At 68.1% G+C, this 26,023-nt stretch carries 20 protein-coding genes and 1 tRNA gene; 12 read left to right on the top strand and 9 right to left on the bottom strand.

Annotated elements, in window-relative coordinates:
- The 5 genes from mutM to BrevBR_RS06130 all read left to right on the top strand — a co-directional run bounded on the left by mutM (position 1) and on the right by BrevBR_RS06130 (position 3,360).
- Positions 1 to 864: a bifunctional DNA-formamidopyrimidine glycosylase/DNA-(apurinic or apyrimidinic site) lyase gene (mutM, locus tag BrevBR_RS06150; RefSeq protein ID WP_332641295.1), complete on the top strand. Its 864-nt coding sequence runs from the start codon at positions 1 to 3 to the stop codon at positions 862 to 864.
- Between the two features lie 12 nt (positions 865 to 876).
- A complete protein-coding gene (locus BrevBR_RS06145; RefSeq protein WP_340000306.1) occupies positions 877 to 1,431 on the top strand; it encodes a DUF1697 domain-containing protein in 555 nt (184 codons plus the stop codon).
- A complete protein-coding gene (locus tag BrevBR_RS06140; RefSeq protein WP_332641297.1) occupies positions 1,428 to 1,982 on the top strand; it encodes a DUF1697 domain-containing protein in 555 nt (184 codons plus the stop codon). Before BrevBR_RS06145 ends, BrevBR_RS06140 begins: the two co-directional genes overlap by 4 nt.
- Positions 1,979 to 2,428: a hypothetical protein gene (locus tag BrevBR_RS06135; RefSeq protein ID WP_340000305.1), complete on the top strand. Its 450-nt coding sequence runs from the start codon at positions 1,979 to 1,981 to the stop codon at positions 2,426 to 2,428. The genes BrevBR_RS06140 and BrevBR_RS06135 overlap by 4 nt, the downstream gene beginning before the upstream one ends.
- Before the next feature lie 143 nt (positions 2,429 to 2,571).
- Positions 2,572 to 3,360 (top strand): enoyl-CoA hydratase-related protein, encoded by a 789-nt coding sequence (locus BrevBR_RS06130; protein WP_340000304.1) that lies wholly within the window; start codon positions 2,572 to 2,574, stop codon positions 3,358 to 3,360.
- 6 nt (positions 3,361 to 3,366) lie between these two features.
- On the opposite strand, the gene BrevBR_RS06125 is transcribed toward BrevBR_RS06130, so the two are convergent.
- Both BrevBR_RS06125 and BrevBR_RS06120 read right to left on the bottom strand, forming a co-directional pair.
- Positions 3,367 to 5,256 carry a M56 family metallopeptidase gene (locus tag BrevBR_RS06125; protein ID WP_340000303.1) on the bottom strand — a complete coding sequence of 630 codons (1,890 nt, stop codon included), beginning with the start codon at positions 5,254 to 5,256 and terminating at the stop codon, positions 3,367 to 3,369.
- Entirely contained in the window at positions 5,256 to 5,642 is a 387-nt protein-coding gene (locus tag BrevBR_RS06120; RefSeq protein WP_332641301.1) for a BlaI/MecI/CopY family transcriptional regulator, read from the bottom strand. The genes BrevBR_RS06125 and BrevBR_RS06120 overlap by 1 nt, the downstream gene beginning before the upstream one ends.
- 211 nt (positions 5,643 to 5,853) lie before the next feature.
- Between BrevBR_RS06120 and rpsT the strand changes: the two genes are divergently transcribed.
- The 5 genes from rpsT to gyrB all read left to right on the top strand — a co-directional run bounded on the left by rpsT (position 5,854) and on the right by gyrB (position 13,168).
- Complete coding sequence (gene rpsT / locus BrevBR_RS06115) at positions 5,854 to 6,123, top strand: 30S ribosomal protein S20 (protein ID WP_055827132.1); 270 nt, start codon at positions 5,854 to 5,856, stop codon at positions 6,121 to 6,123.
- 462 nt (positions 6,124 to 6,585) lie between these two features.
- Positions 6,586 to 8,031, top strand: a complete 1,446-nt coding sequence (gene dnaA, locus BrevBR_RS06110; protein WP_340000302.1) for a chromosomal replication initiator protein DnaA — start codon at positions 6,586 to 6,588, stop codon at positions 8,029 to 8,031.
- Positions 8,032 to 8,148: 117 nt separating this feature from the next.
- Positions 8,149 to 9,267 (top strand): DNA polymerase III subunit beta, encoded by a 1,119-nt coding sequence (gene dnaN / locus BrevBR_RS06105; protein ID WP_332641304.1) that lies wholly within the window; start codon positions 8,149 to 8,151, stop codon positions 9,265 to 9,267.
- Positions 9,268 to 9,397: 130 nt separating this feature from the next.
- Positions 9,398 to 10,528 carry a DNA replication/repair protein RecF gene (gene recF, locus BrevBR_RS06100; RefSeq protein WP_340000301.1) on the top strand — a complete coding sequence of 377 codons (1,131 nt, stop codon included), beginning with the start codon at positions 9,398 to 9,400 and terminating at the stop codon, positions 10,526 to 10,528.
- 189 nt (positions 10,529 to 10,717) lie between these two features.
- Positions 10,718 to 13,168: a DNA topoisomerase (ATP-hydrolyzing) subunit B gene (gene gyrB, locus BrevBR_RS06095; RefSeq protein ID WP_340000300.1), complete on the top strand. Its 2,451-nt coding sequence runs from the start codon at positions 10,718 to 10,720 to the stop codon at positions 13,166 to 13,168.
- Between the two features lie 6 nt (positions 13,169 to 13,174).
- Here gyrB and BrevBR_RS06090 read toward each other — a convergent pair whose 3' ends face one another.
- From BrevBR_RS06090 to BrevBR_RS06070, 5 genes are all read right to left on the bottom strand, one after another.
- A complete protein-coding gene (locus BrevBR_RS06090) occupies positions 13,175 to 13,612 on the bottom strand; it encodes a surface-adhesin E family protein (RefSeq protein WP_332641307.1) in 438 nt (145 codons plus the stop codon).
- A 70-nt stretch (positions 13,613 to 13,682) separates the two neighbouring features.
- Entirely contained in the window at positions 13,683 to 14,858 is a 1,176-nt protein-coding gene (locus BrevBR_RS06085) for a DNA cytosine methyltransferase (RefSeq protein WP_340000299.1), read from the bottom strand.
- A 53-nt stretch (positions 14,859 to 14,911) separates the two neighbouring features.
- On the bottom strand, positions 14,912 to 15,193 hold the full coding sequence (locus BrevBR_RS06080; protein ID WP_332641309.1) for a DUF5985 family protein: 282 nt from the start codon (positions 15,191 to 15,193) through the stop codon (positions 14,912 to 14,914).
- A complete protein-coding gene (locus tag BrevBR_RS06075; RefSeq protein ID WP_332641310.1) occupies positions 15,190 to 15,462 on the bottom strand; it encodes a DUF5985 family protein in 273 nt (90 codons plus the stop codon). The genes BrevBR_RS06080 and BrevBR_RS06075 overlap by 4 nt, the downstream gene beginning before the upstream one ends.
- Entirely contained in the window at positions 15,459 to 15,815 is a 357-nt protein-coding gene (locus tag BrevBR_RS06070; protein WP_332641311.1) for a hypothetical protein, read from the bottom strand. Before BrevBR_RS06070 ends, BrevBR_RS06075 begins: the two co-directional genes overlap by 4 nt.
- 285 nt (positions 15,816 to 16,100) lie before the next feature.
- Between BrevBR_RS06070 and BrevBR_RS06065 the strand changes: the two genes are divergently transcribed.
- On the top strand, positions 16,101 to 21,905 hold the full coding sequence (locus BrevBR_RS06065) for a HAMP domain-containing protein (RefSeq protein ID WP_340000298.1): 5,805 nt from the start codon (positions 16,101 to 16,103) through the stop codon (positions 21,903 to 21,905).
- Entirely contained in the window at positions 21,905 to 23,929 is a 2,025-nt protein-coding gene (locus tag BrevBR_RS06060; RefSeq protein ID WP_340000297.1) for a response regulator, read from the top strand. Before BrevBR_RS06065 ends, BrevBR_RS06060 begins: the two co-directional genes overlap by 1 nt.
- Positions 23,930 to 23,950: 21 nt before the next feature.
- Here BrevBR_RS06060 and BrevBR_RS06055 read toward each other — a convergent pair whose 3' ends face one another.
- Together BrevBR_RS06055 and BrevBR_RS06050 are read right to left on the bottom strand one after the other, a co-directional pair.
- Positions 23,951 to 25,393 carry an aldehyde dehydrogenase family protein gene (locus BrevBR_RS06055; protein WP_332641314.1) on the bottom strand — a complete coding sequence of 481 codons (1,443 nt, stop codon included), beginning with the start codon at positions 25,391 to 25,393 and terminating at the stop codon, positions 23,951 to 23,953.
- 391 nt (positions 25,394 to 25,784) lie between these two features.
- A tRNA-Arg gene (locus tag BrevBR_RS06050) sits at positions 25,785 to 25,861 on the bottom strand.
- Positions 25,862 to 26,023 lie beyond the last annotated feature (162 nt).

Genomic DNA, 26,023 nt, shown 5'->3' with positions numbered 1-26,023 from the left:
ATGCCGGAACTTCCCGAGGTCGAAACCGTCCGGCGCGGCCTTGAACCGGTCCTGACCGGGGCGCGGCTGACGCGCGTGCGTCAGAACCGGCCGGACCTGCGCTTTCCCTTTCCCGAGCGGTTCGTGGACCGGCTGGAGGGGGCGACGGTCGAGCGCATCGACCGCCGCGCCAAATATCTGCTGATGCCGCTGTCGACCGGCGAGACCTGGGTCACCCATCTGGGCATGACCGGCCGCTTCACCCTGGACGGCGAACAGCTCGGCGAGTTCGAGGAGCCGGCCCCGATCGCGGGCAAGCACGAACACGTCAGCCTGTGCGCGGTGAAGGGAAAGACGACGACCCGGCTCGGCTTCGCCGACGCCCGCCGCTTCGGCTTCATGGGCCTGATTCCCACGGGCGAGGTCGAGGCCCATCCGTGGTTCGCCGGCCTCGGCCCCGAGCCGCTGGGCAACGGCTTCTCGGGCGCTCACCTCGCCGAGGCCTTCGCGGGCAAGAAGCAGAACATAAAGGTCAGCCTGCTGGACCAGCGCATCGTCGCCGGTCTGGGCAACATCTATGTGTGCGAGGCCCTGTACCGCGCCCGCATCTCGCCGCTGACGGCGGCGGGCAAACTCACGAGGCCGCGCCTTGAAACCCTCGCCGCCGTGGTCCGCGACGTGCTCAACGACGCCATCGCCGCCGGCGGCTCGACGCTGAGGGATTTCGCCAACGCCGACGGCGGACAGGGCTATTTCCAGCACCGGTTCGACGTCTACGGCCGGGAGGGCAAGCCATGCCCGGGAGACGGCTGCACGGGCGTGGTCAAACGCCTCGTCCAGGCCGGCCGCTCGACCTTCTACTGTCCGTCCTGCCAGAAGCGCTGAGGAGCCGACGCCTTGCCGATCCGCATCGCCCTGCTGCGCAGCGTCGTGATCAACGGCCGCCGGGTGAAGGGCGAGGAGGCGAGGGGACTCGCCGCGGTCGTCGGCGGGACGGACGTCCGCTCGGTCGGCGCCACCGGCAATCTGCTGTTCCGCTCGCGCAAGTCCCCGGCCACGCTCGAGCGCGAACTCGAGGCCGCCTGCGCCGCCCTGTACGGCAGACCCACCGAGATGATCGTCAAGACCGCCGGCCAGTGGCGCGCCCTGATGAAGGTCAATCCCTTTGCGGAGCGGTCGGAGACCTCGCCCGCCCGCGTCCTCGTCTGGGCCATGCGCCACCCCTTGCCCGACAGCGGCCTCGCCCAGCTGCGCCGCCGTGCGGCCGCCGACGAGGCGGTGGAACGTACGCAATCCGGCGACATCTATATGTGGTTCGGCGGCGCGGATCCGAACGCCTCGAAACTCCCCGCCGGCTTCGCCCTGAAATCGCTGGGCGCTGTCGGAACGAACCGCAACTGGAACACCGCGCAGAAAATCACCGCTGCGCTCGACGAGATGGAGGCCGCATGACCCACCGCATCATCCTGTTCCGCGGCATGAACACCGGCGGCGTCCGCGCCCCCGTCGGCGAGCAGCGGGCCATGGCGGAGGCCATGGGGCTGAAGAACCCGCGCACCCTCGCGGCCAGCGGCAATCTGGTCGTCGAGAGCGGCAAGGCCGCCGCCGCCCTCGAAACGGATATCGAAACCGCCATGGAGAAGACCTTTGGCCTCAAGGTCGCCGCCATGGTCCGCACTCCCGAGCAGTGGGCCAGGCTGATCGCCGCCAACCCCTTTCCGAAGGAGGCCGCGGCCCACCCCGCCAAGGTCGTCGCCATGGTGATGAAGGAGGGGATCAAGCCCGGCGCGCTCGAAGCCTGCCGGGCCCTGACGGAAGGCGGCGAGGCGGTCGAGGCCGTCGACGGGGTGCTCTATTTCTGGTTCCCGAACGGGCAGGGCGAATCCGCCATCTTCAAGAAGGCCACGCCGCGCATGCTGGGCATGGGAACCGGCCGCAACTGGAACACAGTGCTCAAGCTCGCGGACATGGCCGGGGCGAAGGGACAGGAAGGCAGCACATGAGCCATCGCCGGACCCATCTGTGGATCAGCCTCATCGTCGGCCTCGCCGTCTGGGGCGCCTATTTCGGCCACTTCCTGCAGCAGATGCGCCGCGGCGACACCGGAGGCCTGGCCCTGTGGTTCCTCGGCGCCCTCGCCGTCATCGTTGTCGTCGAGACCGTGGCGACGGGCCTGATCGCCTGGCTGTTCCGCCGCCGCGCCCGCGAGCTCGATGACGGCCCTACGCTGCAGGCCGCGCTCAAGGCCAGCCATGTCGCCCTGATGCTGCTCATCGTCATGGCCCTGACCGCCGCGGCCGTCCTCGCCTTCGCCTCCCTGTTCGGCTGGAGCCTGGACCTTTCCGCCGCGCGCGGTCAGGTCGTAGCCGCCAACGCCCTGCTGGCCATGGTGGTGATCGCCGAACTCCTTCGCGCCGCCCTGACCCTGGCCCTGATCCCGCGGCGGTGAACCTGAGTGGCTGGTGGCCGGTGGCTAGTGGCTGGTGAAGCCTGTTGGTCCCCGGTCGCGGATGTCGGATTCCCGGCCGGGTCCGTTGCGTCCCGAACCACTAGCTACTAGCCACTAGCCACCAGCCACTTCGGAAGCCCGCCATGTCTGACACCTGGTCCACCCTGCTCATCGAACGCCACGCCGACGGCTATGCGGTCGTGACCCTGAACCGGCCCGAGGCGCTGAACGCGCTGAACTCGCAGCTGTTCAGGGATCTGGCCGCCTTCCTCGACGCGGTCGAGCATGACGACGGCGTGCGCTGCCTGATCCTGACCGGCTCGGGCGACAAGGCCTTCGCCGCCGGCGCCGACATCAAGGAGATGTCGGACCAGACCTATGCCGACATGTACAAGGTCAATTTCTTCGCCCTCGGCCACGACCGCATCGTCCGCTTCCGCAAGCCGATCATCGCCGCGGTCAACGGCTTCGCTTTGGGCGGCGGCTGCGAGCTGGCCATGCTGTGCGACTTCATCGTCGCCAGTGACAAGGCGAAATTCGGCCAGCCCGAGATCAACCTCGGCGTCGCCCCCGGCATCGGCGGCAGCCAGCGCCTGACCCGTCTGGTGGGCAAATCAAAAGCGATGGACATGGTGCTGACCGCCCGCATGATGGACGCCGCCGAGGCCGAGCGCGCCGGCCTCGCCAGCCGCGTCGTGCCGCACGAAACCCTGCTCGACGAGGTCCGCAAGATCGCCGCCCGCATCGCCGCGCAAAGCCCGTTGGCCGTCATGGCCAACAAGGAGATGGTCAACGCCGCCCTGGAGACGACCCTGACGCAGGGCGTCCAGTTCGAACGCCGCCTGTTCCACTCGCTCTTTGCGTTTGAGGATCAGAAGGAAGGGATGGCGGCGTTCGTGGAGAAGCGGAAGCCGGTGTTTACGGGGCGGTAGGGGCTATCAGGCCGGGCGGAAACTCAGCGTGGGCCGTAAGTCCACATGGCGCGCGCCGGGGGCCAGACGGATGGTCACCGGGTCGGCGACGTAGCGCAGCGTCCGGCCCGGTCCGCGAATTTCGCCGGTGAGCGTGTAGGTCCGGGTCGACTCGCCGAAACCCGGGAAATCCTCGGCGGCGATCGCCATGCCGAGCGGACCGAGAGGACCGGACGCGCGTTTCCCGGGGTTCAAAGTACCGAAGGTGTTCATCACGGCCCCGTTCTCGTCGGTCAGCACAACCCGCAGGGATTCGTCTCCCCGCACGGATAGCGGTCGGCCCTCGATGTCTGCCGTGACGGTCAGCGGCACCGACGACTGCATCCGGGCGACCTCGGCCTGGAGCGCCTCGGGTTCCATCCGGGCTGTCTCGCACGGATAGGCCTGCTTCAGAGCTCGCTGCGCGAATTCATACGCGCCCTCGCCGGCATTGGGGCGCATCCCGGCGATTTCCCGCTTTCCACTATCGACGAAGGCGCTCAGCTCCGGGCCGCTCGCACCGGGAGCGGCCACCGCCCCCGGGGCGCAGAAGCCGTTCTGCGGCGCTTGCACGAGCACACCGAACATCACCCCGCTGCAGAAGCCGACGTCGGCCGGCTCCGCCGAGGCGCAAATCGTCTGGTACTGACGAGCCGACGCATTGCGATAGCGCGCCTCCTGCTCGGGCGTCAGCCTTGACTGCGTGGTCTCGACCGCTGGGGACGCCGGCCTGTCAGTCGGAGCGTCTACCACAGAGCTTGAGGCGCCCCCGTCTCTCTCGACGGAGCTGGACTGTTCGCCAATCGGCTCCCGCGCCGGCGTCGGCTCGGGGGCTGGCGCGGCCATGCGGATCACGGCCTCCCGCTCCCCGGCCACCGCCAGCGATCCGGCGCCGCCCAGCAGGGCGATCAGACCGGCGAGGCCCAGCGCCATCAAGCGAGGGCCGCGACCGGCGGCCGGGGCGGGGTTCATCACGGCTTTCAGACGATGCATGGCGGTGGTCCTCCCCGCGCCGGTGAAGGTCAGGGCGGGCAGGCCGCCGGAGGCCGGCGGAGCGGCGCGGCTCCGCAACGCCTCGATCAGGGAGCGGGCATAGGCCCGGCGGGCGTCCGGCGCGGCTCCGGCCAGGGCGAGGGCGTCGCACGCCTCCTCGCGCGCGGCGGCGCGATGGGCGCGCAGCATCGCCATCAGGGGATTGACGGCCAGTAGCGCCAGCAAGGCCTCCTCCAGCCACAGGGCGCGGTGATCGCCGCGCTTCAGATGGGACAGTTCGTGGGCGATCACGGCGCGGGCCGCCGCCAGGTCTGTCGACGGGGTCGCCAAACCGGCGGGCAGGATCAGCTGCGCCCGCCCCAGCCCGGCCAGCAGCGCCTCTGGCGCGGCGGCGCTGATCCCGACGAGGGGCGGATGGATGGCGAGATCGCGGGCGACGTCCTCGACCATCGCCGTGACGGCCGGGGCCGGCGTCTGCGCCTGAGCGATGATCCGCAGCAGGCGTCGGGCGCGCAGCGCCAGCGCCGTCAACCGTCCGACGGCCAACAGGATCGCCACGCCCAGCACAATCCAGGCGAACAGGTTTGAATCAAGGACAGGGCCGGTCGGCGGCGCGACAGCTGCGACTCCGGCCGGCGCCATGACGACGTCGATCGGCAGACCGATGGGCGCTGCCGCGATCTCCCGCACCGGCGCGGGCGTCAGCAGCATCAACCCGAGCGCCACGGGCGGCAGGGCGGGCAGGATCAGGGCCGCAGCCCAGACCCGGTCCCTCAGCCGCGGATCGGCGCTCAGTCGCTCTACCCCCCGACCGCCGACCCAGCCCAGGGCCGCCACGACCACCGACAGACCCAGCGACAGGGCCAGAAGCTCCGGCGCGCCCATCAGCGGTCCTCCCCATTGACGTCCGGCGTAGCCAAGGCCGCTTCCAGTTCGGCGATGTCGTCCGCGTCGAGGATCTGGCTGCCCGAGAAGGCGGCGGCGGGCAGGGGGCCGTCGAGGTCCAGCAGGGCGCCCAGTCGTCTCATCAGGCCGCCGATCACCGCCACCTTGGGCTGGGCGGTCGAATAGACGGCCATGCCGTGCACATCGCGCCGGGTCAGCAAACCCTTGCCCCGCATCCGCTCCAACACCGTCCGCGTGGTGGACGAGGTCCAGCCCAGGTCGGCCGCGATCCGGCTCTGCACCTCGCGCGCCGACAGGTCGCCATCGCGCCAGAAGCATTTGAGGACGTCCAGTTCGGACTCGCTGGGAGCTGTGGGTTCGGTCATGATACAGGTCTCACGATCAATGTCGCGCAGACGCTACAATTGTAACCTAACGGCGTCAACCGTCGCTAACGTCGGTCGGCCAAAGGGCGGCGAAAGCGGCGTCCAGACTCGCGTTGACCCCTCAACCCCTTTCCGCTATAGCCGCGCGCTCTTCGAGATTTCCCCGCCGTGGACCGTGCTCCGCGGCGTTTCCGTTCGTAAGGTTTGACTGATGGCCAACAATGCCGGCGCCAAGAAAGCGATCCGCAAGATCGCTGCCCGCACCGAAGTGAACAAGGCGCGCCGCACGCGCGTCCGCACCTTCCTGCGCAAGTTCCAGGAAGCCGTCACCGGCGGCGACGCCGGCGCTGCGAAGACCGCCTTCGTCGAGGCTCAGTCCGAGCTGATGCGCGCCGTCTCCAAGGGCGTGGTTCACAAGAACACGGGCTCGCGCAAGGTCGGCCGTCTGGCCGCCCAGCTGAAGAAAATGTCGGCTGCCTGACATAGGGGCCTGCTGACGGCCTTTCACAGGCCTGTCATGGTAAATTCCAACGATATCAACGGCGAGGGCGCGAACGCTTCCTCGCCGTTTGCACGTGTGCGTCTAACCGTTCGGGCCTGAATTGGCGCTCGCGCCTGTGGCGAAATACGGTTTTTCGTTGACTGCGTTTGGCTTTAGCGGAGTCAACAATTTTAAGTGCGAATCGACTCGCGAATCAGCGTTGACGCCCCCCTCGCCGGGCGTAAGTTTGGGGCGCTGACGCACTTCCATCCCCACACGGATGAAGACGGCGCGGAACCTGTTTTCGTGTCGGCGTGAGACGCCTGTTCAAGAGTTCGACCCCACCCGCGCGGCGCCATCGCCACGCGGGACAGGAGAAGTCGTCCCGGATTTCAGGCTGTCTCGAAGGTCGTCGGCAGTGATGGACTGAACGGGTGGCTGATGTTTACGGGGAGTGCGGGAATGGCGGGGATGACGGATCCGGATCGTATCTGGACCGAGGCGGCGGGCCGTCTTCGCACGGAAATCGGCGAGGGGCCGTTCAGCTCCTATATCGCCCCCTCGGCCGTCCGCGCCGACGGGTCGGGCCAGCTGATCCTGGTCACCCCGACCGCCTACGCCCGCGACTGGGTGCGCAAGAACGCCCTGCGTCGCATGAATGAGCTGTGGCTGGGCCTGGACGGCCTGTCGCGCCGTCTGGACGTGCGCTGCCGCGCCGAAATGGGCTCGACCCCCTCGGCCTCGCAGGTCGCCGCCGGCCGCGCCGAGGGCGCCAATGTCGTGCCGCTGGCCCAGTCCCATGCGATGCCCCAACAGATGCCCCTGGCCACCGTGCCTCCGGTCGCCGACGGCGCCCGGGCCGTGCGCGCCGCCGGCCTGCAGGAGCGCCTGACCTTCGACAGCTTCGTGGAAGGGCAGGGCAACGCCTTCGCCCTGGCCATCGCCCGTCAGGCCGCGGCCTGGGCCGACGGCCATTTCAACCCGATCTTCTTCTGCGGCCCGTATGGCTACGGCAAGACCCACCTGCTGAACGCCATCGCGTGGGAGGCCCAGCGCCTGCGTCCGGACGCGAAGGTCGTCTATCTGACCGCCGAACGCTTCCTGTCGACCTTCGTGCGGGCCACCCAGGACCGCACCATGGCCGCCTTCAAGGACAGCCTGCGCGGCGCCGACATGCTGCTGATCGACGACGTCCAGTTCGTCGGCGGCAAGGCCGGCACCCAGGAAGAACTGCTGTCGACGCTGACCGCCCTGATCGAGGACGGCAAGAAGATCGTCATCTCGGCCGACCGCCCGCCCATGGCCCTGACCGAGGTCGAGCCGCGCCTGCGCAGTCATCTGGCCTCGGGCCTCACCTGCCCGGTCGAGCCCGCCGACCGCGCCCTGAAACTGGCCGTGGCCCGCAACCGCATCCAGGCCCTGGCCCAGCTGGGCGTCGTCTCGGGCGAGGCCCAGGCCGAGGTGCTGGAGCATCTGGTCGACCGCACGCCCGGCTCGATGCGCGAACTGGAAGGCGCCGTGAACACCCTGGCCGCCGTCGCCGGCGCCCGGCTGTCGTCCCTGACCGTCGACGAGACCCAGGGCCTGCTGGGTTCCGCCCTGCGCGGCGGCCCCGAGCGCCGCATCACCGTCGACGAGATCCAGAAGACGGTCGCCGACCACTTCAGCCTCAAACAGGCCGACCTGCTCAGCGAGCGTCGCACGCGCGCCGTGGCCCGTCCGCGCCAGATCGCCATGTGGCTGTGCAAACAGCATACGACCCGCTCCTATCCCGACATCGGCCGCCGCTTCGGCGGGCGGGATCACACCACGGTCCTGCACGGCGTGCGCAAGATCGAGGAGCTGATGGGTCTGGACGACCAGATCGCGCGGGACGTCGAGACGCTGACGCGCAAACTCAGGGGCTGACTGTGGACAGCGGGGACGGCTTCGCCGTCCCCCGTTGCCCCGCGCCGTCAATCCGCTAGTGTCCAAGGCCCTCTATGTCGCGGTGACGCCTGAGTCGCCGCATCCGGGCGAGACGACATGCAACTGACCATCGAACGATCCGCGCTTCTGAAGGCCCTGGGCCACGTTCAGAGCGTCGTCGAGCGCCGCAACACCATTCCGATCCTGTCCAACGTCCTGCTCAGCGCGGGCCGCGACAAGCTCAGCTTCGCCGCGACCGATCTGGACATGGAGATGGTCGACGAGGCCGAGGCCCAGGTGAATGTCGAGGGCCAGATCACCGCCCCGGCCCACACCCTGTACGAGATTGTCCGCAAGCTGCCCGACGGCGCCGAGGTCTCGCTGAGCTACAACGGCGACGACCCCCGTCTGGTGGTCCAGGCCGGGCGTTCGAAATTCAACCTGCCGGTCCTGCCGGCCGGCGACTTCCCGGTCATGTCGACCGACACCTCGGGCACGCGCTTCACCCTGCCCAAGGAAGACCTGGCCCGGCTGATCGACAAGACCCGGTTCGCGGTCTCGACCGAGGAGACGCGCTACTATCTGAACGGCCTGTATCTGCACACCGTGGCCGAGGCCGGCATTCCGCTGCTGCGCGCCGTGGCCACCGACGGCCACCGCCTGGCCCTGGCCGAGACCCCGGCCCCCGAGGGCGCCGCCGGCGGTCCCGGCGTCATCGTTCCGCGCAAGACGGTGGATCAGGTCCGCCGCCTGCTCGACGACGGCTCCGGCCCGGTCGAGGTCATGGTCTCGCCGCAGAAGATTCGCTTCGAATTCGGCCAAGCCTCCCTGACCTCCAAGGTCATCGACGGCGCCTTCCCCGACTATATGCGCGTCATCCCCAAGGGGAACGACAAACAGGCCGATATCGACAACGCCCTGTTCGCCCAGGCCGTCGACCGCGTCGCCACCATTTCCGCTGAAAAGAGCCGGTCGGTGAAACTGGCCTTCGAGCTGGATCGCGTGACCCTGACGGTGCGCAACATGGAGGCCGGGCAGGGGGTCGAGGAGGTCGAGATCGGCTATTCCGAAGAGCCCTTCGAGATCGGCTTCAACGCCCGCTACCTGCTGGACGTCGCCGGCCAGATCACCGGCGAGACCGCCCACTTCAAATTCGCCGACCCGGCCAGCCCGACGCTGGTGCTCGATCCGGGCGATCCGGGCGTGCAGTATGTGCTGATGCCGCTGAGAGTCTGATGCGCTCAATCCTCCCCCATCGGGGGAGGGGGACCATGCGCAGCATGGTGGAGGGGGCCGAACCCGCGCTGCGCTCAAGCCCCCTCAGTCCGCTTCGCGGACAACGCCCCCAAAAGGGGAGCACTTAGCGATGATCACCGCCCTCACCCTCACCGACTTCCGCTCCTATGCGAGCGCCACCCTGCCCATTGCGGCGGGGTCGGTGGTGCTCCACGGGCCGAACGGGGCGGGCAAGACCAATCTGCTGGAGGCGCTCAGCCTGTTCACGCCCGGAAAGGGGCTGCGCGGGGCTGCGGCGCCGGAAATGGGCCGCCGCGAACCGGGCGAGGCCGGCGGCCGGGCATGGGCCGTCGCGGCCGTCCTGACCGACGGCGAGGGCGAGACCAGGCTGGGCACCGGCGTTCAGTCCGCGGGCGCCGCCCGCCGCATCGTGCGCATCGACGGCGAGACGGCCCAGCCCGGCCGCCTGCTCGACCATCTGCGCCCCGTCTGGGCCACGCCCGAACAGGACCGGCTGTTCTCCGACGCCCGCGCCGCGCGCCTGCGCTTCTTCGACCGGCTGGTCTTCGCCGCCGAGCCGTCGCACGCCGCCTCGGTCTCGGCCTATGAAAAGGCCCTGCGCGAGCGGCTGCGCCTGCTGACCGAGGGCGCCGAGGGGCGCGCCGCCGATCCGCTGTGGCTCGACGCCCTGGAGATCCGGCTGGGGGAGGCCGGCGCCGCCGCCGCCCTCGCCCGCGCCGCCGCCCTGACCACCCTCCAGTCCGCCATCGACGCCCGCTCCGACCGGCCCTTCCCCCAGGCCGACCTCGGCCTGACCGGCGAGGCCGAGACCCTCGCCAGCGAAGGCGCCGACGAGATCGCTATCGCCGTTGTCATCCGCGACGGCATGGTCCGCTCCCGCGCCCGCGACGCCGCCGCCGGCCGGTCGCTCTATGGCCCGCACCGATCCGACCTGACCGCCCTGCACCGCGAGAAGAACCGTCCCGCCGCCGAGGGCTCGTCCGGCGAGCAGAAGGCGCTGGTCCTGAACCTGATCCTCGCCCAGATCACGCGTCTGGCCGACCAGCCGGCGCCGCCGGTGCTGCTGCTGGACGAAGCCCCCGCCCACCTCGACACGGCCCGCCGCGCCGCCCTGTTCGACGAGATCGAGGCGCTGGGGCTGCAGGCCTTCATGACCGGCACGGAGGCTGAACTGTTCGCGCCGCTGCGCGGGCGGGCGCAGTTCGTGCGGGTGGCTGACGGCGGGTTCTCGAACGACTGAATCCGGCGCGGCTCCGGCCTCTGCGCGCGGCCTTTTCCAGCGTCGCTTTTTCTCGCAATTTCGCCCTGAATCCCTATATGTTGCGGGTATCGGCGCGGATCGGATTCGCGCCCTGAAAACAGCCCGTTCAAGGTGGTTCAACCGCCGCCTTCAGAGGCCCTCGAAGAGGGCGTTTCACCGACCGAATATATGACCGACAACACCGAGACCGCGCGCAACGTCGACACCGCCGAAGAGGCCGCCTACGGCGCCGATTCCATCAAGGTCCTGAAGGGCCTGGACGCGGTTCGCAAACGGCCCGGCATGTATATCGGCGACACCGACGACGGCTCGGGCCTGCACCACATGGTCTATGAGGTGGTCGACAACGCCATCGACGAGGCCCTGGCCGGCCACGCCGACCTGGTCCAGGTGATCCTCAACGCCGACGGCTCGGTCACCGTCACCGACAACGGCCGCGGCATCCCCACCGACATCCACGAGGGCGAGGGCGTCTCGGCGGCCGAGGTCATCATGACCCAGCTGCACGCCGGCGGTAAGTTCGACCAGAATTCCTACAAGGTCTCCGGCGGCCTGCACGGCGTCGGCGTCTCCGTCGTCAACGCCCTGTCCGACTGGCTGAAGCTGGTCATCTATCGCAACGGCAAGCGCCACGAGATGAAGTTCGCCCGCGGCGACACGGTCGAGAGCCTGCGGGTCACCGGCGACGCCCCGATCCGCACCGAGGGCGCGCGCGCCGGCCAGCCCCTGTCGGGCACCGAGGTCACCTTCTACCCGTCGGTCACCACCTTCGCCCACATCGACTTCGACCTGAAGACGCTGGAGCATCGGCTGCGCGAGCTGGCCTTCCTGAACTCGGGCGTGGTCATCAAGCTGCGCGACGACCGCCACGCCGAGAAGTTCGAGGAAATCCTGCACTACGAAGGGGGCGTCGAGGCCTTTGTGCGCCATCTGGACAAGTCCAAGACGCCGATCCTCAAGGACGTCATCGTCATCCGCGGCAAGAAGGAGGGGATCGAGCTCGATCTCGCCCTGTGGTGGAACGACAGCTACCACGAGACCATGCTGTGCTTCACCAACAACATCCCCCAGCGGGATGGAGGCACCCACCTGTCCGCCTTCCGCGCCAGTCTGACGCGCGTCATGGGCGGCTATATCGACGCCGCCGGCGCGGCGAAAAAGGAGAAGGTTTCGGTCTCGGGCGAGGACGCCCGCGAAGGCCTGACCTGCGTCCTGTCGGTCAAGGTTCCGGATCCGAAATTCAGCTCCCAGACGAAAGACAAGCTGGTCTCGTCGGAGGTGCGGCCGGCTGTCGAGGGCCTGTGTTCCGAAGGCCTGTCGACCTGGTTCGAGGAGCATCCGGTTGAGGCGAAGCAGGTCGTCGCCAAGATCATCGAGGCCGCCGCCGCCCGCGAGGCCGCGCGCAAGGCCCGCGACCTGACGCGCCGCAAGACCTCGATGGACATGGCTTCCCTGCCCGGCAAGCTGGCCGACTGTCAGGAACGCGACCCGGCCAAGTCCGAACTGTTCATCGTCGAGGGCGATTCCGCCGGCGGCTCGGCCAAACAGGCCCGCAACCGCGAAAACCAGGCCGTCCTGCCCCTGCGCGGCAAGATCCTCAACGTCGAGCGCGCCCGTTTCGACCGCATGCTGTCATCCGAACTGATCGGGACGCTGATCATGGCGCTGGGCACCGGCATCGGCCGCGACGACTTCAACGCCGACAAGCTGCGCTATCACAAGATCATCCTGATGGCCGACGCCGACGTCGACGGCGCCCACATCCGGACCCTTCTGCTGACATTCTTCTACCGCCAGATGCCCGAGCTGATCGAGCGCGGGCACGTCTATATCGCCCAGCCGCCGCTCTACAAGGTCGCCAAGGGCAAGCAGTCCCGCTACCTCAAGGACCAGGCCGAGATGGACGCCTATCTGATCGAGGAAGGCTCGTCCGAGGCCGAGCTGGACCTGCCGGGCGGCGAACGGCGCACCGGCCGCGATCTGCAGTCCCTCGTGCGCGAGGCCAAGGCCTTCAAGGCCGGGGTCGACCGCCTGTCGCAGCGCGCCCCGGCCTTCGCGATCGAACAGTCAGCCCTGGCCGGCCTGTTCGACGAGGACGCGGCGGATCCGGCCAAGGCCGCCGCCCGCCTGAACCTCTACGCCGAGGAAGGCGACGGCGACTGGACCGGCGCGCCGGGCGCCCAGGGGGCCGTGGCCTTCGAACGCGTGCGCCGGGCCGTGACCGAACGCATCGTGCTGGAAGAGGCCCTGATCCGCTCGCTGGACGCCCGCCGTCTGGCCGAACGCTCGGCCGCCTTCGAAGGCGTGTTCGACAAGCCGGCCATCTTCCGCCGCAAGGACAAGACGGTCACCGTGCGCGGCCCGCTGGACCTGCTCGAGGCGGTCCTCGACGCCGGCAAGAAGGGCATCGCCATCCAGCGCTACAAGGGCCTGGGCGAGATGAACCCCGAACAGCTGTGGGAGACCACCCTGGACGTCAACGCCCGCACCCTGCTGAAGGTGCAGGTCGAGCATCAGGAGGACGCGTCGGACCTGTTCGCCAAGCTGATGGGCGACGTGGTCGAGCCGCGCCGCGAGTTCATCCAGGCCAACGCCCTGGACGCCGCCGTCGACGCCTGACCCCGGTCAGGGGCGGCCGGCGTCGACGAAGTCCTTGATCGTGGCCCAGACCGGCGGCTGGGCGCGCGAACCCTCGCAGACGATACTGCTGAGAAAGGCGGGCGACGTGTTCGGGCGCACCGGCTCGAAGGGCGATCCCTCCTCGGGATAGCGCCCGGCCTCCGCGCCGTCAGGACCGTATTCGACCACCCCCGCGGTGCGCCAGGTGCTCGCGCCGCAGTCGATCTCATAGGTCTCGATCGAATGGCTGTAGTCGCCCGCCTCGCCGCGGCGCGGAGCCGTGACGACCCGCACCGATTTGACGGCGCCATTGTCCACGATGCTGTCGACGTCAGCCATGAAGACGTTGTTCGGACTGCGCGAAAACGGATGCCAGCTCTCTGCGGCAGCCGGAGTCGCGGCTCCGGCCACCAGAACGGCAAGGCTCAGTGCAAGATATTTCACGATGATCTCCCCAGACCCCTGCGCCATGATGCTCCGCTGTGCGGCTTTGGCAAGAGGGCGGTTCCGGGGATCAGGCCGCGCGGCGGGTCCGCCTCGCCGCTTCCACGATCGGCTCGAACAGCCATTCCGCCAGATGGCGGACGACGGGCACGGCGACGCCGTCACCGGTCAGCCGCCAGGCGGCGCTGTCGGAGGCCGGCAGCCGGTAGTCGTCGGCCAGGCCCATCAGCCGCGCCGTCTCCCGCGCCGACATCAGCCGCGAACGGACCACCCCCCGGTCGACGACCAGCACGGTCTGACGGCTGGATCCTCCCGCCGGCGTGCGCAGGCAGCCGGCGATGTCGAACCGCACCTCGGCCCGTTGCAGCTTGCCGCCGTCTGCGTCCCGACGGGTCCGCCGGTAGAGGGCCCCGACGCATCGCCCGCCGTCCCGGCGCGCCTGTTCGACCTTGGCCAGATTGACCGGGGACATCAGGGCCAGCAGCCGCGCCGTCCGCTCCGGCGGGCTCCAGGGCGCATCGGCCGGGTCGTCATCGATGATCGCCGCCAGAGCCGCCGGGCGGACGTCCGGTTCGGGCAGCCGCCACCAGGCCATCCGGGCGCGCAACGCCTCGGGCAGCCGGCCGACGGCGCGGCGAAGGGCGGCCGGGTGAAACGGCTCCAGCGGACCCGGGGCGGTCAGGCCGGACGGCGTCGCCAGATCGCCCCGGACGCCGATCACGAACAGACGCGGCCGCGACTGGGGCAGGAACCGGTCCGCGTTGATGATCAGGCCCCCCCAGCGATAGCCGGCGTCGACATAGGTCTGGCAGACGACCTCGAAATCCCGTCCGCCCCGCGAGGTCAGCGTGCCGCAGACATTCTCGACCGCCACGATCGCCGGCGCCCTTCCGTCGGCGGCCAGGCCGCGAGCCACGTCCCAGAAGGCGTGAAACGTCCCCGACCGGCGCCCGCCCAGTCCGGCGCCGGCGCCGGCAAGCGAAAGGTCCTGACACGGAAACGAGCCCCACATCAGCTCCGCCTCGCCGGGCAGATCGCCCGCCGTCACGGAGCCGATATCGCCCGGATGGAAGTCGCCCTCGCCCCAGTTGGCGCGATAGGCCTGACCCTTTCCCGGATCGATGTCATTGGCGAACAGGCAGCGCCAGCCCTCGCCCAGCCCGGCCCGGACCATGCCGCCGCCGGCGAAGAATTCGTAGAAGCCGGGCCGCCCGTCGTCGGGCGGGTTGGCGGGCGATTCGCTCATCCCCCGACGCTGACGCCCCGGCGCCGCCAAGTCCAATGAAAGCGCTCAGCGATCTATTCGGGCGGCTGCCCCTTCGGCCCGGGACGGGACTTTGCGACGATGGCGCAGATGATGATCAGGAACGCGATCAGGCGGATCAGATAGAAGGGACTCTGCTCCTCGCGCGGCACCTGCATCAGGGTCGTCAGCAGCGGCACGAGACCCATCAGCAGAAAGGCTGCGGCGAACGCCAGGAACAGGCGGTCGCCCGTCCGGCGCCAGAATTTGACGAAGAAGAGGGCCGCGATGACATGGCCCATGATCACCGCGCCGTTGGCCAGCGCCATCGCGCTCATCGATCGACCTCCCAGATGAAGCCGTAAAGCAGGACCCCCACGGCGAGGAGGGCGGTCACCACGCGCGTTGGTCCGAGATCGATTTCCCGCAGAATCAGCCGGTCCAGGAACAGAAGCAGGTTGTTGACCGCCAGCAGACTGAAGCAGGACGCGCTCCACAGGAGCAGGGGCTGGCGTGAACGTCGCCAGGATCGCACCAGCAGCACGGCGCAGATCGCGCTGGTCGCGACACAGAGGCCGTACACCAGCTGAGGCATCCAGTCGGTCATCCCTTCCATCCCCCCAGCCGAAACGAGTCGGCGAACCCCTTCAGCGGATCTGACCTGCGGGTCGTGATCATGTTGACGACGGCTACGGGCCGTTCGCGCCAGGCATTCTGCAACGCGTCCGCCAGGGCCGCCAGCGCCGGCGAAGCAGGCGCATACCGGACGGAACCCGATTGCTCGATGACCAGGCCGGCGCGCTGCAGAACACTTATGCAGTCGGTCACCAGCGTCGTGCTGGCGCGCATTTCCGCGACCAGATCGTCGCTCGCCCATGCGATTTCAGGATCCCGCTTCAGAACGAGCAGGGCCTCAAGCGCCCACACCGATGGAATGGCCGCCTCGACAAAGGCCGCCAACCCGGGATCCACGCCGCCTTGCCCTGCAGCGCTCACGTCCCGAACGCCCGATCTGGCCCCGTGTGCATGGCGCGGGAAGCTAGCTCCTGAATCCCGATTGGCAACGTCAAAAATCTTCGGGGTGATCCGGAACCCATACCAATCCTCGCGGTTTTCAGCAGTTGGTTCGGGGGGACGTGTGGGCGTGGCCGGGGGGCATGGCGAACGCGAAGAGCGGGACGCATCCTTACCGACAAACGACTGGCGGAGCCTTCGGATGCGCTGCTTCTGAGCTGAAGGTGAATGATGTCGCTTGCCACCGTCGTTGAACCCACCCTCGACAATCGCCAGCTTCTCACGGCCCTGAGGGCTTTCCGACGGGGCGATTTCTCGGTCCGCCTGCCCGGCGGTCTGACCGGCCTGGACGGCGAACTGGCCGAGGCCTTCAACGATGTCGTCGAGCTGAACGACCGGATGAGCCGCGAATTCAGCCGTCTGGGCGAGGCCGTGGGCCGTCAGGGCAAGATCAACAACCGCGCCCGCGTGCCCTCCGCGACGGGGGCCTGGGCGGACAGCGTCGACGCCGTCAACACCCTGATCGCCGACATGGTGCACCCGACCGCCGAAATGGCCCGCGTGATTGGCGCCGTGGCCAAGGGCGACCTCAGCCAGACCATGGACCTGGAGAACGAGGAACAGCCCCTGCGCGGCGAATTCCTGCGCATCGGCCGGGTCGTGAACACCATGGTGGGCCAGTTGGGCTCGTTCGCTTCCGAGGTGACCCGGGTGGCGCGCGAAGTGGGCACGGAAGGCAAGCTGGGCGGTCAGGCCAATGTGAAGGGCGTGGCCGGCACCTGGAAGGACCTGACCGACAATGTGAACTTCATGGCCGCCAACCTGACCGGTCAGGTGCGAAACATCGCCGAAGTGACCACCGCCGTGGCCAACGGCGACCTCAGCCGCAAGATCACCGTGGACGTGAAGGGCGAGGTGCTGGAGCTCAAGAACACCATCAACACCATGGTGGACCAGCTGAACTCCTTCGCTTCGGAAGTGACCCGAATGGCCCGCGAGGTGGGCACCGAGGGCAAGCTGGGCGGCCAGGCGAACGTCAAGGGCGTGGCGGGCACCTGGAAGGACCTGACCGACAATGTGAACTTCATGGCGGCCAACCTGACGGGTCAGGTGCGGAACATCGCCGAGGTGACGACCGCGGTGGCCAAGGGCGACCTGTCGAAGAAGATCACCGTCGACGTGAAGGGCGAAATCCTCGAGCTCAAATCCACCATCAACACCATGGTGGACCAGCTGAACGCCTTTGCGTCGGAAGTGACCCGGGTGGCGCGCGAGGTGGGCACGGAAGGCAAGCTGGGCGGTCAGGCGCGCGTGGAAGGCGTCGGCGGCACCTGGAAGGACCTGACCGACAACGTGAACCTGATGGCCGACAACCTCACGGGCCAGGTGCGCAACATCGCCGAGGTCACCACCGCCGTGGCCAAGGGCGACCTGTCCAAGAAGATCACCGTGCAGGTCCGCGGGGAGGTGCTGGAGCTCAAGAACACCATCAACGTCATGGTGGACCAGCTGAACGCCTTCGCTTCGGAAGTGACGCGCGTGGCCAAGGAGGTCGGCACCGACGGCAAGCTGGGCGGTCAGGCCCAGGTGGAGGGCGTCACCGGCGCCTGGAAGGACCTGACCGACAATGTGAACCTGATGGCCGACAACCTGACCGGTCAGGTGCGCAACATCGCCGAGGTGACCACCGCCGTGGCCAACGGCGACCTTTCGAAGAAGATCACCGTCGACGTGAAGGGCGAGATTCTCGAGCTGAAGTCGACCATCAACGTCATGGTGGACCAGCTGAACTCCTTCGCCTCGGAAGTGTCGCGCGTGGCCCGCGAGGTCGGCACCGAGGGCAAGCTGGGCGGGCAGGCGAATGTGAAGGGCGTCGGCGGGGCCTGGAAGGACCTGACCGACAACGTCAACTTCATGGCCGCAAACCTGACGGGCCAGGTGCGGAACATCGCCGAGGTGACCACCGCCGTGGCCAACGGCGACCTGTCCAAGAAGATCACCGTCGACGTGAAGGGCGAAATTCTCGAGCTGAAGTCGACCATCAACGTCATGGTGGACCAGCTGAACGCCTTCGCCTCGGAAGTGACGCGTGTGGCCCGCGAGGTCGGCACGGAAGGCAATCTGGGCGGTCAGGCGCAGGTGACCGGCGTCACCGGCACGTGGAAGGACCTTACCGACAACGTGAACCTGATGGCCGACAACCTGACCGGTCAGGTGCGCAACATCGCCGAGGTGACCACGGCCGTGGCCAACGGCGACCTCTCGAAGAAGATCACCGTCGATGTGAAGGGCGAAATTCTCGAGCTCAAATCCACGATCAACACCATGGTGGACCAGCTGAACGCCTTCGCCTCGGAAGTGACCCGGGTGGCGCGCGAAGTGGGCACGGAAGGCAAGCTGGGCGGTCAGGCCAATGTGAAGGGGGTGGCCGGCACCTGGAAGGACCTGACCGACAATGTGAACTTCATGGCCGGCAACCTGACCGGTCAGGTGCGCAACATCGCCGAGGTGACGACGGCCGTGGCCAAGGGCGATCTCAGCAAGAAGATCACCGTCGACGTGAAGGGCGAGATCCTCGAGCTGAAGAACACCATCAACGTCATGGTGGACCAGCTGAACGCCTTCGCTTCGGAAGTGACGCGCGTGGCCAAGGAGGTCGGCACCGAGGGCAAGCTGGGCGGTCAGGCGCGCGTGGAAGGCGTCGGCGGCACCTGGAAGGATCTGACCGACAATGTGAACTCCATGGCCGCCAACCTGACCGGTCAGGTGCGCGGCATCGCCGACGTCGTGACCGCGGTGGCCAACGGCGACCTGAAGCGCAAGCTGACCGTGGACGCCAAGGGCGAGATCGCCTCTCTGGCCGACACCATCAACGGCATGATCGAGACGCTCGCCATCTTCGCCGATCAGGTCACCAACGTGGCCCGGGAAGTGGGCATCGAGGGCAAGCTGGGCGGGCAGGCGCGGGTGCCCGGCGCCGCCGGCCTGTGGCGCGACCTGACCGACAACGTGAACCAGCTGGCCGGCAACCTGACCACCCAGGTCCGCGCCATCGCCGAGGTGTCGACCGCGGTGACCAAGGGCGAGCTGACCCGCTCCATCACCGTCGAGGCCTCGGGCGAGGTCGCGGCGCTGAAGGACAACATCAACGAGATGATCCGCAACCTGAAGGATCAGACGCTCAAGAATACCGAACAGGACTGGCTGAAGACCAACCTCGCCCGCTTCACCCGCATGCTGCAGGGCGAGCGTGATCTGGCGACGGTGTCGAACATGGTGCTGTCCGAACTGGCGCCTCTGATCAACGCCCAGCACGCTGTGTTCTACGTTTCGGACAGGGACGCCGACGACGAACCCATCCTGACCCTGGCCGCCGCCTACGCCTCCACCGAGCGCGAACAGCTGTCGCCGACCTTCCGGCTGGGCCAGAGCCTGATCGGCCAATGCGCCAAGGAGAAGGAACGCATCCTTCTGACCAATGTGCCGCAGGACTACGTCCAGATCGGCTCCGGCCTCGGCGCCTCCGCGCCGCTGAACATCATCATCCTGCCGGCCCTGTTCGAGGGCGAGGTCAAGGCGGTGATCGAACTGGCGACGTTCGGCGAGTTCTCCGAGACCCACCAGTCCTTCCTCAGCCAGCTGATGGAATCGGTCGGCATCGTGCTCAGCACCATCGCCGCCAACATGCGGACCGAGGGTCTGCTGAGCCAGTCCCAGCTGCTGACCGCCGAACTTCAGGCCCAGCAGGAGGAACTGAAATCCACCAACGACCGGCTGGAACAGCAGGCGGCGTCCCTGCGCCAGTCCGAGGAACTGCTGCGCGCCAAACAGGAGGAACTGCAGCAATCCAACGCGGAACTGGAGGACAAGGCCGTCCTGCTGTCGGCCCAGAATCAGCAGGTGGAGGCCAAGAACCGCGAAGTGGAGCAGGCCCGTTTCGCGCTCGAGGAAAAGGCCGAACAGCTGGCTCTGACGTCGAAATACAAGTCCGAATTCCTGGCCAACATGAGCCACGAGTTGCGGACCCCGCTGAACAGCCTGCTGATCCTGTCCAAGATGCTCAGCGAGAACACGCAGGGCAATCTGACGCCCAAACAGGTGGAGTTCTCGCGGAACATCCACGCCGCAGGTTCAGACCTGCTGGGGCTGATCAACGACATCCTCGACCTGTCGAAGATCGAATCCGGGACCGTCACCCTCGACATCGGGGAGATGGCGCTGGAATCGCTGCGCGACCAGATGCACCGGACCTTCGCCCAGATCGCCCAGGACAAGAAACTCGACTTCTCCATCGATATCGATCCGGATCTGCCGCCGTCGATGTACACCGACGACAAACGGCTGCTTCAGATCATCAAGAACCTGCTGTCCAACGCCTTCAAGTTTACCGAGAGCGGTTCGGTCCGGCTGCGCGTCGACCGCGTCGCCAAGGGCTGGAGCCCCGGCAACGAACACCTCAACAAGGCGGGCCAGGTCCTGGCATTCTCGGTGCAGGACAGCGGCATCGGCATCCCTGAGGACAAGCAGCGGATCATCTTCGAGGCCTTCCAGCAGGCCGACGGCACCACCAGTCGCAAATACGGCGGCACCGGCCTGGGCCTTTCGATCAGCCGGGAAATCACCCGCACGCTGGGCGGCGAGCTGAAGGTCGAGAGCGAGCCGGATCAGGGCTCGACCTTCACCCTGTTCCTTCCGCTGAACTTCAGCCCGACGGCGGCGTCCGGTCCCACGGCCCGCGAAGCCTCGCGCGCCGTCACCGTCCGGACTGCCTCCGAGGAGCCGGAGATCGAAGCCATCGACGTTGTCGCCGACGACCGCGATACGGTCTCGCCCGGTGATCCTGTGATCCTGATCGTCGAGGACGATCCCCGGTTCGGGGCCATCCTTCTGGCCCTCGTGCGGGACAGCGGCTTCAAGGGCGTTATCACCCACGAGGGCGTCGCGGCTGCGGCGCTTGCCCGCCGCTACGGGCCGCAGGCGATCATGCTGGACGTCGGCCTGCCCGACATGGACGGCCTGGCCCTGCTGGACCTGCTGAAGCGCACGCCCGAGACGCGGCACATCCCCGTGCATGTCATCTCGGCGCATGATCAGGCGGGTCTCGGCCTGTCGATCGGCGCCTTCGGCTTCACGCCCAAGCCGATCGACCGCGAGAGCGTCGTGGCCAGTCTGGACGAGGTGAAGAAATTCATCTCGACCGCCAACAGGCGGCTGATCCTCGTCGGTCCGACGGGCGAGGCCCAGGCCCTGCTGAAAACCGCCTTCGGCTCCGTCATCCGGGTCGACGGGCTCAAGGGTCTGGCCAAGGCGAAGATGAAGCCGGCCGACAGCCTGATCATCGATGTATCCGCCGCGCCCATACCCGATCTGGTCGACTGGCTGAAGTCAGGCGACCGCCCCGCCGTGGTCTATGCGGGCGACACCCTGTCGTCTCTGGACGAGCGCCGTCTGCGGCTGGCCGTTTTCGCGGGCCACGCCCGTCTGGCCCGCACCCCCGAACAGCTGCTGGAGCAGGCCGCCCTGCTGCTCCACGAACCCACGGACCGGCTGTCGGAAACAGCCCGCAACACCCTGGCCCAGACCCGCAAGGAGGACGCCATCCTGACCGGCCGCACGGCCCTGGTCATCGACGACGACATCCGCAACATCTTCTCCATGGCCAGCGCTCTGGAAGAGTTCGGGGTCGATCTGCTCTATGCCGAAAGCGGCCGGGCGGGCCTCGACCTGCTGGCCCAGCATCCCGAGACCGACCTCATTCTGGTCGACATCATGATGCCCGACATGGACGGCTACGAGACCATGCGCGAGATTCGGGCCCTGCCCCGTTTCGCCCACATCCCCATCATCGCCGTGACCGCCAAGGCGATGAAGGGCGACCGGCAGAAATGCATCCAGGCCGGAGCCTCGGACTATGTCTCCAAGCCGGTGGACATCGACTATCTGATCTCGGTCATGCGGGTGTCGATCCAGCGCGCCGACGCCGGCCGGATGTCGGTGTCCGACCAGGCCGCGCTTTCCGGACCGGCGGCGATCTGATGGGGCGTCGCGCCAGGACGAAACCCCTGACCGCACGCGTCCTCATCGTCGACGACGATGAGCGCAACGCCTTTGCCGCCCGCGAGGCGCTGGAGGTGCTGGGCCATGAGCTGGTCATCGCCCGCTCGGGCGAGGAGGCGCTGCGGCTGCTGCTGCATCACGAGTTCGCGGTCATCCTGCTGGACCTGCACATGCCCGGCATGGACGGCTACGAAACCGCCAGACTGATCCGCGAACATCCGCGCACGCGCGATACGCCGATCGTCTTCGTCACCGCCGTGTTCCGCGACGAGGCCCACATCTTCCAGGCCTATACGGCCGGCGCCGTCGATGTGGTGTTCAAGCCCGTCGACCCCTTCATCCTGCGCTCCAAGGTCGCCATCCTGGTCGAGCTGCACCTCAAGACGCTGGAGGTGCGCCGTCAGGCCGAGGAACAGCACGCCCTGCTGGAGGCCAACGCCCGCATCAGCGAGGAAAAACTGGCCGCCGAACTGGCCCTTCGCGAGGCGCGGGAACGTCAGGACACCATCCTGAAATCCCTGCCCGTGGTCTTCACCTCCCGCGCCAGCGTCCATCCATTCCCGGCCCTGTTCGTCAGCGACAGCATCATGCCGCTGACCGGCTTCGCCCCCAGCCGGTTCGTCGACGAGCCCGAGATCGGCATGGGGCGCATCCATCCTGAGGACGTCGAGAAGGTGGCCGCCTGTCTGATGCAGGCCTCCATCAGCGGCGCCTACGCCTGCGAATACCGCTGGCAGTGTTCCGACGGAACCTACCGCACCTTCCTCGACCAGGGCGTCTGGGTCCCGGACGCCAATGGCGGGGGCGGCGAGATTCTCGGCACCCTTCTGGATGTCACCGACCGCCGTCAGCTGGAGGAGCATCTGGCGCAGGCGCGCAAGATGGAGGCGGTGGGTCAGCTGACCGGAGGGGTCGCCCACGATTTCAATAATCTGCTGACCGTCGTTCTCGGCAATGCCGACATCCTGCTGCGCCGGCTCGGCGACGACCAGCCGCGCATCACCCGCCAGCTGTCCGCCATTCGCGCGGCGGCCGAGCGCGGCCAGACCCTGACCCGCCAGTTGCTGGCCTTTTCGCGCCGGCAGCAACTGAACCCCCAGGTCATCGATCTGAACGCCCTGATCCGGAATTTCGCGCCGCTGATGCAGCAGGCGATGGGCGAGGGGATCACCTTTATGCTCGAACTGTCCGGCGGCCCGCTCCACGCCTCGATCGACCCCACCCATCTGGAGACGGCCCTGCTCAATCTGGCGGTCAACGCGCGGGATGCCATGGAGGGCGAGGGCCGGCTGGTGGTCACCACCTCCGAGGTCACGGGGGACGCGGGACCCATGGCGCTGATCCAGGTCCGCGACACCGGCCCGGGCATGGCGGAGGATGTAGCCCAGCGGGTCTTCGAGCCCTTCTACACCACCAAGGAGGTCGGGCGGGGCACGGGCCTGGGCCTGTCGCAGGTTTACGGCTTCGTCAGCCAGTCGGGCGGCCGCATCGAGGTCTCGGCCACGCCGGGCGAGGGCGCGATCTTCGAACTGACCCTGCCGCTGACCGACGAAGCCCCCGCCGCCGCGGCCGAGGCGGTCGAGGCGGCCGCGGTCGAGGCCGGATCGGAACGGGTGCTGATCGTCGAGGACGATCCGGCGGTCCTGAGCCTGTGTCTCGATATGCTGACCAGCCTGGGATACCGCTGCGACGTCGCCTCGGATGCGGGCGGAGCCTTGCACCGGCTGGACAGCGACCCGGACTACGACCTGCTGTTCTCGGACGTCATCATGCCCGGCGGCATGAACGGCATCGAACTGGCGCAGAAGGCGCAGGAACGGCATCCCGATCTGAAGGTGCTTCTGACTTCCGGCTATCTCGGTGAAACCGGCAACCAGATGCAGCATGGCTTCCCGCTGATCGACAAACCCTACCAGTGCGCCGAACTGGCCACCCGGCTGCGCGCGGTGCTGGGAGCGCCCGCCATGGCCGAGACCCGGGCCGCAGAGGGTCGGCCCCGGTAAATCCGCCCTGCAGGGCGGGTGTCAGCTCCAGCTGTAGGCGGTCTTGGTCTGGGTGAAGAATTCGACCGCGGCGAAACCCTGTTCGCGCGCGCCATAACTCGACTTCTTCGAACCGCCGAACGGCACATGATAGTCGACCCCGGCGGTGGGCAGATTGACCATCACCATCCCGGCCCGCGCGCGCCGCTGGAAATCGCGGGCGTGTTTCAGCGAGGTGGTGACGATGCCGGCGGACAGACCGAACTCGCCCCCGTTGGCGATCTCGAGCGCCTCCTCATAGCTGCCGACCCGGATGGTCGAGGCGACGGGGCCGAACACCTCCTCGGTGTTGATGCGCATGTCGGGCAGGGTGTCGGCGATCAGGGTCGGCTGGACGTACCAGCCGGGCTTTTCGAGCTGCAGCCGGTCGCCGCCGGTGACGATCCGTCCGCCGTCGCCGCGCGCCACCTCGATATATCGATACGAGGTCTCCATCTGATCCTCGGAGACGGCGGGGCCCATCTGGGTCTCCGGGTCCAGGGCGTCGCCGACCCGCAGCGCCGCGACCTTTTCGGCCAGGGCGGCGACGAAGCGGTCGTGGACGGCGTCGTGCACGATCAGGCGGCTGGAGGCGGTGCAGCGCTGGCCCGTGGCGAAGAACGAGCCGTCCAGCGCGATCTGCACCGCGCGGTCCAGATCGGCGTCGTCCATGACGATCAACGGGTTCTTGCCGCCCATTTCCAGCTGGACGCGCGCCTGCCGTTTGATGGCGCCCAGGGCCACGCCCGCGCCGACGCCCTGCGAGCCGGTGAAGCTGATGGCGTCCACGTCCGGATGATCGACGATGGCCTGGCCGACCCCGCCGCGGCCGATGACCATATTGACCACGCCCCTGGGCAGGCCCGCCTCGTGCAGGATGGCGATGAGGGCCTCGGCGGTCGCCGGCGTGGGGCCGGCGGGCTTGATCACCACGGTGTTTCCGAAGGCGAGGGCCGGCGCCATCTTCCAGGCGGGGATGGCGATGGGAAAGTTCCAGGGCGTGATCAGGCCGTAGACGCCGACCGCCTGACGGTAGGTCTGAATCTCGACGCCGGGACGCACCGACATCAGGTTCTGGCCGTGCAGGCGCAGGGCCTCGCCGCCGAAATATTTGAGGATGCGGGATGCGCGGACGGTCTCGCCGATCCCCTCGGGCAGGGTCTTGCCCTCCTCGCGCGACAGCAGGCGGCCGACCAGTTCGCGGCGTTCGAACAGGATATTGGAGGCGCGGTCCAGCACGTCGGCGCGGACCTCGGGCGAAGCCTCGGACCAGGCGGGGAAGGCCGCTCTGGCCGCCGCCGCCGCCGCATTGACCTCCGCCTCGCCGCCGTCGGGCGTGCGGGCGACGACATCGCGCGTATCGGAGGGATTGAGGCTCTTGCCGGGCCGCTCGGTCGTCACCTTCTCGCCGTCGATCCAGTGAGAAAGTTCCAGCGTCTCGGTCATGGGCCGTCCTTGTCGTTGGGAAGTTCGGGCGGCGGGGGAGCGTCGTCCGGTCAGTCGTCAGCCGATGTAAACCTAGCCGGATCGCGGCGCTAGGAGGCGCAGAAACCTCCGCCTGGGCCGGCAATGGCCGTGGCGACGATTCCGGACGCCAACAGAATCAACGGCGGGGCGGGCTTGCTCTTCCAAAGATAGAGGGCGACCAACGCGCCTGTCGCGACCACGATCAACAACGGCGCGCGATCCAGGGACCCGCCCGCCCGTTTTCGCGAGCATTTCGCCAAGCTTGATCGTCGACCCTGGTCGGGATTGTGCAGCAGGGTGGTGTAGCAATCGTCGGAAGACGGTGCCGCAAACGGTGAAACCGTAGTCTTTTCAGCGATGCGGGAAGAGATGGCGCGCCCGGAACGATTCGAACGTCCGACCCTCAGATTCGTAGTCTGATGCTCTATCCAGCTGAGCTACGGGCGCGCTTGGCCGCGAACGGCGAGGGCGGGTATCTAGCGGACGGGCGGCGAGGGGGCAAGGGCCAGAAGACGGGTTTTCCGCCCTGCCGTGTCTATGGGCGACGGAACGGCGCCACGCGGGGCTTTCGTTCGCGACGGCGGCGGGGCAGGGTGGTCCCGCCTCCCC

This window comes from Brevundimonas sp. BR2-1 (assembly GCF_037626195.1).
Taxonomy (GTDB): Bacteria; Pseudomonadota; Alphaproteobacteria; order Caulobacterales; family Caulobacteraceae; genus Brevundimonas.
Note: the sequence above shows the minus strand (reverse complement) of the source record. Positions and strands in the feature narration are given on the sequence as shown.